Genomic DNA, 13,412 nt, shown 5'->3' with positions numbered 1-13,412 from the left:
CGTGGCCACGGCGCGCTCCATGCCGCGTTGCACGGCTTCGCGAACGGCGCTCTCCAGGCCGTCGTGGACGAGCAGGACGATCGCCCCGCCCGGCACGGCCGCACCGACACTCTCCGGCGGACGCAGTGGCGCGCGAAGGTCTGGGGCATAGGCCGCCCGTTCGATCGAGGTGGCAGGTCGCTTGCGAGCGGGCCGGGGTGCGACGGACGCTTCGGGTGAAGTCATGACCGCGATGCTGGGCGCTCGCGCGCGGCGGACCAACCGCAGTTGGCTCCGGAACCGATGAAACCGGACAGGCCCCGCGTTACCGTCTATTACAACCGCGCGATTGCAGAGTGGTGACAACGCGCTTAATGAGCCCTGCAAATACATGCCGCTTCTTGCGGGCACCCCTGACCCGCGTGGCGGGCCGAAGACTTGACGGATAGCGATGAACCCCGCCCCCAGCCAACGCCACTACGGAATGGACTGGTTGCGCGTGGGCGCCTTCGTGATGCTGATCTTCTATCATGTCGGCTTCTCGTTCACGCCATGGGGCTACCAGACGCCCACGCGCGGCGTGGTGTGGTGGGCGGAAATCCCGTTGCTGGGCCTCAGCGCCTGGCGGCTGGCGCTGCTTTTCGCGATTTCGGGCTACGCCAGCGCGGCGCTGTTTTCCCGGGAGCGCGATGCCGGGAGCTTTCTCAGGAGCCGCCTGCTGCGGCTGGGCATTCCGCTGCTGTTCGGCCTGACGGTGATCGTGCCGCCACAACCTTACATGGGTCTGCTCAACAGTGGCTATGCCCATGGCTACGCCTACTTCCTGTTCCACGATGCCTTCAGTTTCCGCCGGGTGATCCACGAGGATTTGCCCGCGATCATGCACTTGTGGTTCGTGATCTACCTGCTCGCCTATACGGTCGCGCTTTGCGTGTCGGTAATGGTGCTGCCTGCAAGCTGGCGCGCCGCGCTGGCGCGAGGATCGGAGAAGCTGCTGTCGGGGCCGTGGCTGTTGCCGTTCGGATGCCTGGCCATCTATGCAGTACGCGCGCCGGGCGACGGCTGGACCGACACTCACAGCCTGCTCAACGACCTTTGCGCGCACCTCCATTATGGCGGCATGTTCCTGTTCGGCTACCTGCTGCGCAACTCGGAACCGCTGCGGGCGGCGATCGCACGGCAGTGGAAATGGGCGCTGGTCGTGGGGCTGGCGGGTTACGCCTTCGTCGCTCTCGAGGCGTGGTACTTCCCCGGCAACGTGCGCACTCCGCATGCATGGATGGAGCCGCTGGACTTCGCCAAGGCGGTGCAGTGCTGGGGCACCGTGATCGCTCTGTTCGGCATCGCCGATCGGTTCTGGAACCGTGACGCCCGTTGGCGCGGCATGCTGGCCGAGGCGGTGTTCCCGGTGTTCATCGCGCACCAGACGGTGATGGTGCTGGTCAGCTACTGGCTGCGCGACAAGGGACTGACGGCTCTGCCGGAGTTTCTGGTGCTCTGCGCGGTAGTGGCGGGCGGTTCCTGGCTGTTCTATCTCGTTGGCCGCGAGGTCGGCCCGCTGCGCCCGCTGATCGGGCTGAAGCGCGCCAAGCCGGTCAAGCGGGCGAAGGCGAGCGTGGTGCCGCCGACGGTTGCGTGATTGCGCTGGGGCTTCGATAAGCTCAGCCTGAGCGGGATTGGAGGTTCTTGCACAACCGCCCCTCACCCTGAGCTTGTCAAAGGGGCAGGCTGAGCTTTTCGAAGCCTTCTTCCGTATCCCCGACCTCGCGAGAGGAGAGCCCGCCAGGCCGGAGCCGTCTAGTCCTTCGCCAGCAGCAGCGCCGCCGCGAGCGGGCCGCCGCCGGATGTCGCCACCGCGACTCTGGGATCGCCGGGGATCTGCCGCTCGCCTGCCTTGCCGCGCAGCTGCGTCACCGCCTCGTGCGCGAAGCCGAAGCCGTGCAGGCGGCCCGCGCCAAGCTGACCGCCTGCGGTGTTGAGCGGTAGTTGGCCATCGCGCGCGATGCGGGTGCCGCCTTCGATGAAGCGGCCGCCTTCGCCCTTCTCGCAGAAGCCCAGACCCTCCAGCCAGGTGATCGGCAGATAGGCGAAGCCGTCGTAGAACTGCACGGTATCGACATCGCCTACGGTGTAATCGGTGTGCTGCCACAGGTCGCGCCCGGCATCGTAGGCGGCGGGCCACTCGACCTGATCCCACGAATACCGGTCGACAGAGCCCGACATCGCGGCGATGCGGATCGGCTCGCATGTGATCTCGTCGAGCGCATCGCCGGCTGAGACGATCACCACCGTGGAGGCGTCGGAGAAACGGTCGCAGTCGTAGAGGCACAGCGGCGTCGAGATCATCCGTGCCGACATGTACTTGTCGAGCGTCAGTTCCTCCTTGGTGATCGCGCGCGCCCTTGGGTTGAGCATGGCGTTCTTGGAACCGTTGATGGCGATCTGGCCCAACTGTTCGCGCGTCAACCCGTATTTGTGGACGTGGCGCGCGGCATATTGCGCGGTCCAGCAGGCGGCCGAAGTCGCCCAGAACGGGCTGGTCCACTGCGAGGCGCCGGAGACGGTGTCCGACCGCGCACCCATGTAGGTCGCCGGATCGGCCATGCCGCCCGCCTCGTAGACGGTACGGTAGCACAGCACGTGGCGGCAGATGCCCTGCTTCACCGCCCACGCCGCCATACCGATGGCGGAGAGCTGCGCCGGTTGCTCCAGTCCGCCCATCTGCCACTTCGACTTGATGCCGAGCGCCTCGATCACCTCGTCGGTGCCGACGGGCGAGAAGGCGAGGTAGCCGTGGCTCTTGCCGGGGAACGAGAACACGCCGTCGATCTGCCCGAAGGTAAGGCCCGCCTCGGCGATCGCCTCCTTCGCGGCGTCGAGCGTCAGCAGCAGCGGATGGCGGGGCAGGCGCACGCCCACCTCGGACTGGCCGACGCCGGTGATGTAGGCTTCGCGGGCCATCAGCCGACCTTCTCGAACAAGGGATAGAAGATGCCGGCCTGCTCCTCGAACACCACGCGGACCGGATCGCCGAACGCGACGGCCTCGACCGGGCAGTTCACGATGTTGGTGGTGAGGTAGACGCCGGGCACTCCGTCGAGCGCGACGCGGGCGATGACGTAGGGGACGGGGAGGTCCTTGGCCCAGGGCTGGTGATTGACCGTGAAAGTGTCGATTACCCCGGTCCCGGCGACAGCCTGCGCGGCTACGTTTTCGGACTGGCAATGGCGGCATAGGATGCGGGGCGGATGGGTGTATTCGCCGCAGTCGCTGCAGCGAACGATGCGCAGTTCGCCCTCGGCGCCGCTGGTCCAGAACGCCGTGTTTTCCTGGTCCAGTTTCGGCCTCGGTCTTGGTGGGCTCATGTGTCGCTCTCCCCGTTCTGCGTGCCGTTAAGGGCCGTTGAGTGCCATCAGGTCAAGGCGTTCGTCGCAGGCATCGCGGCGACGTTCGCTCACCGGATCGCGGGCATGATCTCCTCGGCGATCCATTGGGTGTAATCGTAATAGGCCTGGATGCCGGGAAGGGCCGGGATGGGCACGGAACTCCATGTGACACCCAGGGATTTCAGCCAGCCGAGGCGGTCGATGATCTCCTGTTTCGTCTGGCCGGGACGGGCGGTGGGGTCGTCGAGCACCGCATGACCCTCGCCGACGCGGCTGGTGGACATGCCGTAATAGATGTCCGCAAACTGGCCGTTATGGTCGGGTTGGGAGCGGATGAAGTCGATGCGCGCGGGAATGTCCTCGGGCTTGGTCAGGAATGGCCACCAGCCTTGCGCATAGCGGGAAACGCGCTTGAGGACGGCGTCGGCATCACCACCGAACCAGACGGGCAGATGCGGCTTCTGTACCGGCTTCGGCTCGAAGGCGACATCTCGGAATGCGACGTATTTCCCCTCGAATGCGGGATTTTCCTGAGTCCACAGTGCGATGATCGCCTGAATGTACTCCTCCGCCATTGCCCCGCGTTCGTGAAAGGGGACACCGAGCAGCGCGAATTCCTCCTCGAGCCAGCCGACGGCGAAAGTGATCGTGACCCGGCCGCTCGACAGCCAGTCCATCGTCGAGAGCGCCTTGGCCGTGACGATCGGATGCTGCGCCGGCAGGATCGCGATGCACGAATTGACGCGCACCCGCTCGGTCGCCCCGGCGATATAGGCCATGGCGGCATAGGCATTGAAGTAGAAAGGCCCGGAAAGATCGACGTGGCTTTTCGGAATGACGTGATGCTCGGGCACGGCGATCATCTCGAAACCCAGCTTTTCCGCCCATTTCGCAAGGCGGGTCTGATCGGCGCCGGTAACCTCAGTTTCCCACGGCTGCATCGTCGCCTTGAGCCGCAGCATGTGCGGCATCGCAAAGCCTAGTTTCATGATGTCCTCCCCGAATTTGGCCGACCGGGGAATGCCCCTAGTCGATCACCTTGCGCGCGATCAGATCGTCCATTTCGCCCCTCCGCAAGCCCAGCAGATCGCGTTAGACGTAGCCGTTATGCTCCCCGAGCAACCGCGCGCCGCGTTCGATGAGGGGCGGATCGGGGCTGGTCCGCCAGGACGGGCCGATGATCGGGCGAGTGCCGGAGCGGTGATCGGAGACCAGGCGATATGCCTGCCGCTGCCATAGGAATGCAACGGTGACGAGGTCCAGCGAACTCATCGACTTGAACGCCAAAACGCCTGCATTCCTGAGCTTTTCGGCAAGTTGCGCAGCATCGTGCGAGACGGTCAGCGCGCCGATCGCAGCGTCCAGCGCCAAGCGGTTCAAAAGCCGGTCGGCGAGGGCGGCGAAGCGCTCGTCGGCGGCCAGTGCGGGGGCTTGGAGCACTTGGCACAACGCCTGCCATTCGGCTTCGTTCGCCACTGCGATACTTGTCCAGCCGTGCTCCGCGCAAGGGTATGCGCTGTGCGGGCACATCTCGGGATGGAAGTTGCCGTCGGCCTCCGGCACCGCACCGATGACGCTCGCGGCGAAAGGCTGTCGCCGACGAGGCCGGTCATCGCTTCCACGGCGGACAGATCGATGAACCGGCCCTCACCGGTGCTTTCGCGGTGATGAAGCGCCACCACGCAGGCGAGCGCCCCGCAGGCGCCTGCGGTGGAATCGCCGTAGCGGATGTTGTCGATCAGGATGTCGGCCGTGGCGACCATGCGCTTGACGAGGTCGAGGCCCTCGGCGGTCTTCATATCGACCTGCCCCTGGCCGAACTTCCTCGACGACGAGCTGTCCGACTTCGACCGGGTGATGCGCGTCAACGTGCTGGGGCCGATGCTGGGGACGCGCAATGCGGCGCGGGTGAGGCGCAGGCAAGGGCGGGGCGGGGTGATCCTCAGCAACGCGTCGATCGCGGGGACGCTGGCGGGCATGGGGATGATGACCTACCGGGCTTCCAAGGGGGCGCTGGTCCAGTTCGCCAAGTCCTCGGCCATCGACCTTGCACGGCATGGCATCCGGGTGAACTGCCTGGTGCCGGGACATGTGCTCACCGGGCTGTCCTCGTTCGGGCAGGCGGGAGCCGACACCGCGCTGGCGGCGCGGATCGAGGAGGGGGTGAACGCGGTCTACCTCTCCAACCAGCTCATCAAGTGGCGGGGAGAGCCCGAGGACGCAGTCCAAGTCGCGCTGTTCCTCGCCAGCGACCGCGCGGCACATGACCGGCGCGGCGATCCCGGTGGAGGGCGGGGTGACCGTGGGCGATCCGGTCAACCATTTGCAGCATATTCTCGATGCGCGCGCGGCGGCGATGATGGTGGAGGATGCACCGGTCTAGCCGAGGAACCGCTCTATCTCGGCCGCGATCGTCCCGGGCATTTCGAGGTTGAGCATGTGCCCCGCCGCTTCATGGTCTATGCGGATGACGCGCTGTCCCATCGCGGCGATGGCCTGGGCGATCATGCGGAAGTCGGCGGTGTCGCACCCGCCGGTCAGCAGCAGGGCCGGCATCGCGAGCTGGCCCAGCCGCTCGCTGTCGGGGAGGGCGGGGCGCTGGGCGTCCTGCACCCACTGGCGGCCGTGGAAAGCCTCGATCGAGGCGCGCATGGCGGCTGCGGCGGGGGTTTCCCGCACCGCGTCGAACAGCGGGTGCTCCCACCACAGCGCGCGGGCCTGTGCCATGTCGCCCGCGCGGGCGGCGCGGCCGATCGCCTTCCAGCGCTCGACCCAGTCGGCGGTCCAGGTCCAGCCGACCATCAGGGGGCTCACCAGAACCAGCCGCCGCACCCGCTCCGGGTGGTCGAGCGCGAAGTTCAGTACCGTCGCGCCGCCCAGCGACATGCCGCACAAGTCCGCCTCGGCGATCCCCAGCGCATCGAGCACGGCGAGGAGGTCGTCGGCATGCGAATAAGCCGAGTCGTCAATGTCGGTGCCTATGTCGGAGTCGCCGAAGCCGCGCTGATCGTAGGCGATCAACGGGCGCGGCACGGTGAGGGCGGCGACCAGCGGGTCCCAGTCGCGCCGCGATCCGCCGAAGCCGTGTGCCAGTACCAGCGGGGTTCCGGGGGCGTCGCGGCGCTCGCCGCTGAGGACGGCGCCGCCCACGGGGATGCGGAATTGCGAGGTCATGCCAGGACTTTAAAGCGCGGCGCGCCGGGATGAAAGCACCCGTCGCAGCTCTCGCCTAAAGGCCGCCGCCGGTCCCGGGGCAAGCCCGGGACCCAGGATGGCTCAGGCCGAACCCATGTAGCGGCCGCCGTTGGTGCTGATCGTCTGCCCGGTCATGTAGCCCGCTTCATCGGAAGCGAGGAACGCCGCCGCGGCCGCGATGTCCGCCACCTGGCCGAGCCGCCCGACCGGCAGCGAGGCGCCATAGGCATCCGCGTCGATCGGCGCGCCGCGCAGCATGGGGGTGTCGATCGAGCCGGGGGGGATCATGTTCGCGGTGATCCCGGTCTTGCCCAGTTCCATTGCCAGCGCCTTGGTCAGCCCCAGCAGCCCGCCCTTCGAGGCGACGTAATGGCTCTGCGCGAACGAACCCGACTGCGTGGAAGAGGAGGTGATGTTGATGATCCGCCCCCAACTGGCGGCCAGCATGTCCGGCACGATCTCCCGGGTCACTAGCCAGGGACCCTTGAGGTTGATGCGGATAACCTTGTCGAATTCCTCTTCCGGCACGTCCATGAACGGCGTGAACGGTGCGATGCCGGCGTTGTTGACGAGGATGGTGATGGCGCCGAACTTCGCGCGGGTCTCGTCGGCAGCAGCCTTGATCGCGGCCTTGTCCGAGCAGTCGACGGTGATGGCCAGCGCCTTGCCGCCCGCCGCCTCGATCTGCTTCACCGTCTCTGTCGCGCCTTCGGGGTTGAGGTCCCACACCGCAATGGCGGCCTTGTCCTCGGCCAGCCGCAGCGCGATGCCCCGGCCGATCCCCGAACCCGCGCCGGTGACGACGGCGACTTTGCCGTCAAGCGAACGTGTCATGTGCAATGCTCTCCCGGATCAATAATGCTGAACAGGTGAACAGCATATGTGCCGGGAGAGTCAAACCGCCGAAGCGATACGTCGCCCCGGAGCAAGTCCGGGACGACGGGATTGTTACATCTTCTCCGCGAAGCTGCCGTAGCGGCCGCGATGGAACAGCATCGGCTCGTCCTCGCGCACGGTCTCCATGCGCAGCACCTGGCCCAGCACGAACCAGTGATCGCCCGCTTCGGTCACCGAGTAGAGCTTGCACTCGATCGCGGCGATGGAGTCGGCGATGACCGGCAGGTCATGGTCCGAGATGGCGTATTCGACGCCGACGAACTTGGCTTCGCCCTTGGCGGTGACGGCCTTGCAGACCGGCCCCTGGTCGCTGGCCATGACGTTCACGCAGAAGTGGCCGGCCTTCTCGATCAGCGGCCACGAGGTCGATGACTTGTCCGGGAAGAAGCCGACCAGCGGCGGGTCGAGCGATACCGAGGTGAAGCTGCCGACCACCATGCCGGCCGGCTTGCCTTCGTCCAGCGCGGTGATGACGCAGACGCCGGTGGGATAGGTGCCCAGGACCTTACGGAATTCCGCCGCATCGATGGTCGTCTCACTCACGCGCATGTCACCTTCGTCTGTTGTGCCGGCGGCGACCTTGCGCGCCGGGTGTTCGTCATATGGAACCGCAGTTAGCATTTCCGAACGGAAGCGCCATCGCGATATCGTGCATCCCTAGTGCCTGTAAGGCCTGTGCCGGGCAAGGGGGCACCGGTATTCATGGCGAAATCGTCCGGCGGGCGATCATTGCACGAACCGCGTCCTCAGATGCTGTTTTTGCAACCCGGCGTTTTAATCGCGCGATTAATTAAACTTGCTTCGCCCTGCTCAAAGGTGCAGGTGAGGAGTGTGTGGCGGATCGCCTACTCGTGAAGGCGAGGGACGATCCGGATGCCAGCGAAACGCGGGGCCTCGCCGGACACCTGCGCGCAAATTTTAAGGGAAGATGGACATGGCCACTGCCGAACTGATCGCCGAAACCCCCGTCGCCGCCGAAGTCGCCGAACTGGTCGCCCGTTCGCGCGCCGCGCAGGCGCAGATCGAAAACGCCACACAGGAGCAGGTCGACACCTGGATCCGCGGCATGGTTTACGCCGTGTGCAAGCCCGGCATGGACGAGGAAATCGCCCGCGAGACCGTCGAGGAAACGCAGCTCGGCAACTACGAGGGCAAGTTCAAGAAGATTTCGGTCAAGACCCGCGCCACTCTCTACGACATCATCGACGACAAGTCGGTCGGCATTATCGACGAGATCCCCGAGCGCAACATCGTCAAGCTGGCCAAGCCGGTCGGCGTGATCGGTGCGCTCTCGCCCTCGACCAACCCCGAGGCGACCCCGGTCATCAAGGCGATCAGCGCGGTCAAGGGCCGCAACTCGATCATCATCTGCCCGCACCCGCGCGCCAAGTTCATCAACGCCAAGATCTGCAACCTGATGCGCGACGCGCTGGTCAAGATGGGCGCGCCCGCCGACCTCGTGATCCCGATCGAGCAGCCCTCGGTCGAGAAGACCAACGAAGTCATGAAGCAGTGCGACCGCATCCTCGCCACCGGCGGCACGCCGATGGTGAAGGCGGCCTATTCGTCGGGCACTCCGGCGCTGGGCGTGGGCGTGGGCAACGCGGTCATCACCGTCGACGACACCGCCGACCTCGATGACGCCGCCGCCAAGATCCTGCTCTCGAAGACGCTGGACTATGCCGCTTCGTGCTCGTCGGACAACGCGGTGATCCTGCTCGACGCGATCTACGACACCATGCTCGAAAAGCTGAAGGCCAAGGGCGGCTTCATCATCGAGGGTGAGAACAAGACCAGGCTGCAGAACGCGATCTGGGAAGACGGCGAGCACATCAACGCCAAGGTCGTCGCCCAGTCGGCCAAGTTCATCGCCGATTATGCCGGCTTCGCGATCCCCGAAGGCACTGCCTTCTTCATCGTGCCCGAAACCGGCTACGGCCCGGACTACAAGTTCTCGGGCGAGAAGATGACCGTCACCATGGCGCTCTACCGCGCGAAGGACATCGACGAGGCGATCCGCCTGACCAACGCTATCCAGGGCTACCAGGGCCAGGGCCATTCCTGCGGCATCTATTCGCAGAGCGACGCCAACATCATGAAGTTGGCCGAGGGCACCAAGACCAGCCGCGTGATGGTGAACCAGCCGCAGTCGGCCTCGAACTCGGGCAACGTGTGGAACGGCATGCGCCAGACCTTCTCGCTGGGCTGCGGTTCGTGGGGCGGCAACGGCACCAACAACAACGTGACGTGGCGCGATCTCATCAACGAGACCTGGGTGTCGAAGCCGCTGGCGCAGCACAAGGTGATCCCGTCGGACGAAGCGCTGTTCGGCAAGGATATCATCGCACTGGTGGGCTGATCTTCGTGCGGCAACCGGGTAGAGGGGTGGAGCGTTCCACACCTTTTATCCGGTGCCGTGGATGGAGATGACCGATGACCCGCACGCTTCCCTTTCTCGCCTTGACCGCCGCGCTGGCGCTGGGTGCCTGCTCGAAGCAGCCTGACGCCACCACCACGGCGGCGCCGACCGAGACCGAGGAAGTGTTCCAGGAATCGCCCGCCCCGGTCGAGGCGAGCGAAGCGGGGCTCGATGCCGGTGGCCTCGGTGCAGATAGGGGGGCGAGCGCATCGGAAATCCCCGAGACGATCCGCGGCCGCTGGGGCCTCGTCCCGGCCGACTGCACAAGTACGAAGGGCGATGCGAAGGGCCTGCTCGAAGTCTCGGCAGACCAGCTCAAGTTCTACGAGTCGGTGGCGAAGCTGGGCGAAATCAAGGAAGCCGGCGAAAGCCGCATCCGGGGCACCTTCGACTACACTGGCGAAGGCCAGAGCTGGACCAACGACGTCGTGCTCGACGTGGCTGAGGACGGCAAGACGATGATCCGGCGGGACTACGGCAAGGACGCGATGCCGGGACCGCTCACATACACCCGCTGCGGTTGACAGCGCCCATGACGAAACAGGGCCTCATGGCCAAACAGGAATCACGATGACCGAACAGTTTGGCCTCACCGAAGACCAGCTCGCGATCCAGGAAACGGCGCAGCGGTTCACCGCCGACCGGATCACCGCCTTCGCGGCGGAGTGGGACGAGCAGCATCACTATCCCGTCGACGTCTGGAAGGCCGCGGGCGAACTGGGCTTCGGCGCGATCTACGTGTCCGAGGAAAGCGGCGGCATCGGCCTTGGCCGTCTCGACGCGGCGCTCATCATGGAGGCCATGTCCTACGGCTGCCCGGCGACCAGCGCCTATATCTCGATCCACAACATGGGCGCGTGGATGATCGACAAATTCGGCGACCAGCAGCTCAAGGACCGCTACCTGCCAGACCTCGTGTCGATGGAGAAGATCGCGTCCTACTGCCTGACCGAACCCGGCTCGGGATCGGACGCGGCGGCGCTCAAGACGACCGCGCGGCTGGACGGCGATCATTATGTGCTCAACGGCACCAAGCAGTTCATCTCCGGCGGCGGCGTCAACGATGTCTACGTCGTCATGGCCCGCACCGGCGAGCACAAGTCGCGCGGCATCTCGTGCTTCGTGGTCGACAAGGACACCCCCGGCGTCAGCTTCGGCGCGCCGGAGAAGAAGCTGGGCTGGAACGCCTCGCCCACCGCGCAGGTCGTGTTCGAGGACGCGCGCATCCCAGCCGAGAACCGCGTCGGCGCCGAGGGTGACGGCTTCAAGTTCGCGATGGCGGGCCTCGACGGCGGCCGCCTCAACATCGGCGCCTGCTCGCTCGGCGGAGCGCAGCGCTGCCTCGACGAGGCGGTGCAGTATGCCAAGGACCGCAAGCAGTTCGACCAGCCGATCGCCGAGTTCCAGAACACCCAGTTCCGCCTCGCCGACATGGCCGCCGAACTGGAGGCCGCCCGCGCGCTGCTCTACCTTGCTGCCGCCAAGGTGACGGCGGGCGCGCCCGACAAGACGCGCTTCTCCGCGATGGCCAAGCTGATCGCCACCGACACCGGCTCCTCGGTGGTGGACCGCGCGCTGCAGATCTTCGGCGGCTACGGCTACCTCAAGGACTATCCGATCGAGCGCTTCTGGCGCGACTTGCGCGTCCATCGCATCCTCGAAGGCACCAACGAGGTCATGCGCATGATCGTCGGCCGCGAACTGGTCAAGTAAGGGGGCCTTCATGACTGACGAAGTGCTGTTCCGGCGCGAAGGCGTCGCAGGCGTCATATCGCTCAACCGCCCCAAGGCAATCCATGCGCTGACGCTCACCATGTGCGAGGCGATGAGCGCGCAGCTGACCGCGTGGGCCACCGACGACGCGGTGGAAGTCGTGCTGATCGACCACGCCGAAGGGCGCGGGTTCTGCTCGGGCGGCGACATCAACCTGCTGCGCCATTCCGCGCTTAACGACGGCGGCGTGGAGGGGCGCAGGTTCTTCTTCGAGGAATACCGCCTCAACCACCAGCTGTTCACGTACGACAAGCCGATCGTCGCCTTCATGGATGGCATCACCATGGGCGGCGGCGTCGGCATCTCGCAGCCCGCCAAGTACCGCGTGGCGACCGAGAACACCCGCTACGCCATGCCCGAAACCGGCATCGGCCTGTTCCCCGACGTCGGCGGCGGCTGGTATCTCTCGCGCCTGGACGGCCGCGTGGGCCAGTTCCTCGCACTGACCGGCGCGCGCTTCGACGGCGCCGAGTGCCTCTGGGCGGGCCTTTCGACGCATTACCTTCCCTCTAAAGCGCTGGCCGAGGCCAAGAGCCGGATCGCTGCGGGCGACGAGATCGGCGGCGTCCTCGCCGCGCTCTCGGTCAAGGCACCCGAACCCAAAGTTGCCGCCAACGCCGGTGCGATCCGCAAGCACTTCGTCTTCGACACGCTGGAACAGGTGCTGGCCTCGCTGGAAAGCGATGGCGGCGAATGGGCGGTGAAGGAACTCGCGAGCCTGCGCACCAAGAGCCCGCAGGCCTGCAAGGTCTCGCTGCGCCAGCTCGAAGCCTCGCTGGGGCTGGAGACGTTCGCGCAGAACATGGCCATGGAATACCGCCTCGGCGCCCGCGTGCTGGTCCTGCCGGACTTTGCGGAAGGGGTGCGCGCGGTCATCGTCGACAAGGACCAGAATCCGCAATGGAACCCGGCTACGCCCGAAGGCGTGACCGAAGAGATGCTGGACGCGATCTTCGCGCCCCTTTCCCCCGAAGAGGAATGGAAGCCCCTATGAGCACGTACGAAACGATCCTGGTCGAGCAGAAGGGCGGCGTCACGCTCATCACGCTCAACCGTCCGCAGGCACTCAACGCGCTGAATTCGAAGGTTCTGGCCGATCTGATCGCGGCCTTCGCCGCCTTCGAGGCAGACCCGTCGCAGGGCTGCGCGGTCATCACCGGTTCGGGCGAGAAGGCCTTCGCGGCTGGCGCCGACATCAAGGAGATGTCGGACAAGCCCAGCGCCGAGTTCTATTCGGAGGACTTCTTCGCTGGCTGGACCAGCCAGATCGTCAAGACCACCCGCAAGCCCTGGATCGCGGCCGTCAACGGTTTCGCGCTGGGTGGCGGATGCGAACTGGCGATGATGGCGGACTTCATCATCGCCTCGGAAAACGCGAAGTTCGGCCAGCCCGAGATCAAGCTCGGCGTCGCGCCGGGCATGGGCGGCTCGCAGCGCCTGACCCGCGCCGTCGGCAAGTCGAAGGCCATGGACATGTGCCTCACCGGCCGCATGATGGATGCTGCGGAGGCGGAGCGCTCGGGTCTCGTCAGCCAAGTCGTACCGCTCGCCGACCTGCTGGAGACGGCGCTGAAGTCGGCCGCGACGATCGCCGCGATGCCGCCGCTCGCCGCGACCATGAACAAGGAAATGGTCAACCTCGCCTTCGAGACCACGCTCGACACCGGCCTCGTGCTGGAGCGCCGCATGTTCCAGGTGCTCACCGCGACCGAGGACAAGGCCGAAGGCATGGCCGCCTTCGTCGAGAAGCGCCCCGGGGTGTG

14 protein-coding genes and 2 pseudogenes are annotated in these 13,412 nt (G+C 66.1%); 7 read left to right on the top strand and 9 right to left on the bottom strand.

All coding sequences use genetic code 11. The features are described from left to right. Nucleotides 1-225 (bottom strand): hypothetical protein (locus tag ACYPYD_RS25080; RefSeq protein WP_459666192.1); only part of this gene is annotated, 225 nt, incomplete at its 3' end. A 205-nt stretch (nucleotides 226-430) separates the two neighbouring features. Between ACYPYD_RS25080 and ACYPYD_RS25075 the strand changes: the two genes are divergently transcribed. After that, complete coding sequence (locus ACYPYD_RS25075) at nucleotides 431-1,618, top strand: acyltransferase (protein WP_459666191.1); 1,188 nt, start codon at nucleotides 431-433, stop codon at nucleotides 1,616-1,618. Between the two features lie 158 nt (nucleotides 1,619-1,776). Here the strand turns inward: ACYPYD_RS25075 and ACYPYD_RS25070 are convergent, their stop codons facing one another. From ACYPYD_RS25070 to ACYPYD_RS25050, 5 genes and pseudogenes are all read right to left on the bottom strand, one after another. Further along, nucleotides 1,777-2,940 (bottom strand): thiolase family protein, encoded by a 1,164-nt coding sequence (locus ACYPYD_RS25070; protein WP_069707504.1) that lies wholly within the window; start codon nucleotides 2,938-2,940, stop codon nucleotides 1,777-1,779. Beyond that, on the bottom strand, nucleotides 2,940-3,344 hold the full coding sequence (locus ACYPYD_RS25065) for a Zn-ribbon domain-containing OB-fold protein (RefSeq protein ID WP_008831112.1): 405 nt from the start codon (nucleotides 3,342-3,344) through the stop codon (nucleotides 2,940-2,942). Before ACYPYD_RS25065 ends, ACYPYD_RS25070 begins: the two co-directional genes overlap by 1 nt. Before the next feature lie 89 nt (nucleotides 3,345-3,433). After that, nucleotides 3,434-4,354 (bottom strand): TIGR03619 family F420-dependent LLM class oxidoreductase, encoded by a 921-nt coding sequence (locus ACYPYD_RS25060; RefSeq protein WP_459666189.1) that lies wholly within the window; start codon nucleotides 4,352-4,354, stop codon nucleotides 3,434-3,436. Nucleotides 4,355-4,457: 103 nt separating this feature from the next. Then, a complete protein-coding gene (locus ACYPYD_RS25055; protein ID WP_459666187.1) occupies nucleotides 4,458-4,895 on the bottom strand; it encodes a CoA transferase in 438 nt (145 codons plus the stop codon). Nucleotides 4,896-5,008: 113 nt separating this feature from the next. Next, a pseudogene (locus tag ACYPYD_RS25050) lies at nucleotides 5,009-5,128 on the bottom strand (hypothetical protein); the annotation flags it as partial. Between ACYPYD_RS25050 and ACYPYD_RS25045 the strand changes: the two are divergent. Then, a pseudogene (locus ACYPYD_RS25045) lies at nucleotides 5,094-5,564 on the top strand (SDR family NAD(P)-dependent oxidoreductase); the annotation flags it as partial. The pseudogenes ACYPYD_RS25050 and ACYPYD_RS25045 sit on opposite strands and share 35 nt — an antisense overlap. A gap of 180 nt (nucleotides 5,565-5,744) precedes the next feature. Here ACYPYD_RS25045 and ACYPYD_RS25040 read toward each other — a convergent pair. From ACYPYD_RS25040 to ACYPYD_RS25030, 3 genes are all read right to left on the bottom strand, one after another. Then, nucleotides 5,745-6,539: an alpha/beta fold hydrolase gene (locus tag ACYPYD_RS25040; RefSeq protein ID WP_008830408.1), complete on the bottom strand. Its 795-nt coding sequence runs from the start codon at nucleotides 6,537-6,539 to the stop codon at nucleotides 5,745-5,747. 102 nt (nucleotides 6,540-6,641) lie between these two features. Continuing rightward, nucleotides 6,642-7,394, bottom strand: a complete 753-nt coding sequence (locus ACYPYD_RS25035) for an SDR family NAD(P)-dependent oxidoreductase (protein WP_459666184.1) — start codon at nucleotides 7,392-7,394, stop codon at nucleotides 6,642-6,644. Nucleotides 7,395-7,508: 114 nt separating this feature from the next. Beyond that, a complete protein-coding gene (locus ACYPYD_RS25030) occupies nucleotides 7,509-8,000 on the bottom strand; it encodes a flavin reductase family protein (RefSeq protein ID WP_036523302.1) in 492 nt (163 codons plus the stop codon). Between the two features lie 391 nt (nucleotides 8,001-8,391). On the opposite strand from ACYPYD_RS25030, the gene ACYPYD_RS25025 reads away from it, so the two are divergent. The 5 genes from ACYPYD_RS25025 to ACYPYD_RS25005 all read left to right on the top strand — a co-directional run. Further along, nucleotides 8,392-9,816 (top strand): aldehyde dehydrogenase family protein, encoded by a 1,425-nt coding sequence (locus ACYPYD_RS25025; RefSeq protein WP_459666183.1) that lies wholly within the window; start codon nucleotides 8,392-8,394, stop codon nucleotides 9,814-9,816. 74 nt (nucleotides 9,817-9,890) lie between these two features. Next, on the top strand, nucleotides 9,891-10,400 hold the full coding sequence (locus ACYPYD_RS25020) for a hypothetical protein (protein ID WP_459666180.1): 510 nt from the start codon (nucleotides 9,891-9,893) through the stop codon (nucleotides 10,398-10,400). 46 nt (nucleotides 10,401-10,446) lie between these two features. Next, nucleotides 10,447-11,589: an acyl-CoA dehydrogenase family protein gene (locus tag ACYPYD_RS25015; protein WP_459666178.1), complete on the top strand. Its 1,143-nt coding sequence runs from the start codon at nucleotides 10,447-10,449 to the stop codon at nucleotides 11,587-11,589. 10 nt (nucleotides 11,590-11,599) lie between these two features. Beyond that, the gene (locus ACYPYD_RS25010) at nucleotides 11,600-12,643 is read left to right on the top strand and encodes an enoyl-CoA hydratase/isomerase family protein (RefSeq protein ID WP_459666176.1); all 1,044 of its coding nucleotides are present in this window, start codon (nucleotides 11,600-11,602) and stop codon (nucleotides 12,641-12,643) included. Further along, the coding region (locus ACYPYD_RS25005) for an enoyl-CoA hydratase-related protein (RefSeq protein WP_459666174.1) at nucleotides 12,640-13,412 on the top strand (773 nt) is incomplete at its 3' end. The genes ACYPYD_RS25010 and ACYPYD_RS25005, both read left to right, overlap by 4 nt.

The organism is Novosphingobium sp. 11B (genome assembly GCF_054589055.1).
The sequence above is the reverse complement of the archived record's forward strand: the minus strand, read 5'-3'. Positions and strand labels throughout refer to the sequence as shown.

What these genes read in the sequence shown, in the direction of transcription:
- ACYPYD_RS25075 (WP_459666191.1), top strand. Translation starts at nt 431, where the DNA reads ATGAACCCCGCCCCCAGCCAACGCCACTACGGAATGGACTGGTTGCGC.
- ACYPYD_RS25070 (WP_069707504.1), bottom strand. Translation starts at nt 2,940, where the DNA reads ATGGCCCGCGAAGCCTACATCACCGGCGTCGGCCAGTCCGAGGTGGGC.
- ACYPYD_RS25065 (WP_008831112.1), bottom strand. Translation starts at nt 3,344, where the DNA reads ATGAGCCCACCAAGACCGAGGCCGAAACTGGACCAGGAAAACACGGCG.
- ACYPYD_RS25060 (WP_459666189.1), bottom strand. Translation starts at nt 4,354, where the DNA reads ATGAAACTAGGCTTTGCGATGCCGCACATGCTGCGGCTCAAGGCGACG.
- ACYPYD_RS25055 (WP_459666187.1), bottom strand. Translation starts at nt 4,895, where the DNA reads ATGTGCCCGCACAGCGCATACCCTTGCGCGGAGCACGGCTGGACAAGT.
- ACYPYD_RS25040 (WP_008830408.1), bottom strand. Translation starts at nt 6,539, where the DNA reads ATGACCTCGCAATTCCGCATCCCCGTGGGCGGCGCCGTCCTCAGCGGC.
- ACYPYD_RS25035 (WP_459666184.1), bottom strand. Translation starts at nt 7,394, where the DNA reads ATGACACGTTCGCTTGACGGCAAAGTCGCCGTCGTCACCGGCGCGGGT.
- ACYPYD_RS25025 (WP_459666183.1), top strand. Translation starts at nt 8,392, where the DNA reads ATGGCCACTGCCGAACTGATCGCCGAAACCCCCGTCGCCGCCGAAGTC.
- ACYPYD_RS25020 (WP_459666180.1), top strand. Translation starts at nt 9,891, where the DNA reads ATGACCCGCACGCTTCCCTTTCTCGCCTTGACCGCCGCGCTGGCGCTG.
- ACYPYD_RS25015 (WP_459666178.1), top strand. Translation starts at nt 10,447, where the DNA reads ATGACCGAACAGTTTGGCCTCACCGAAGACCAGCTCGCGATCCAGGAA.
- ACYPYD_RS25010 (WP_459666176.1), top strand. Translation starts at nt 11,600, where the DNA reads ATGACTGACGAAGTGCTGTTCCGGCGCGAAGGCGTCGCAGGCGTCATA.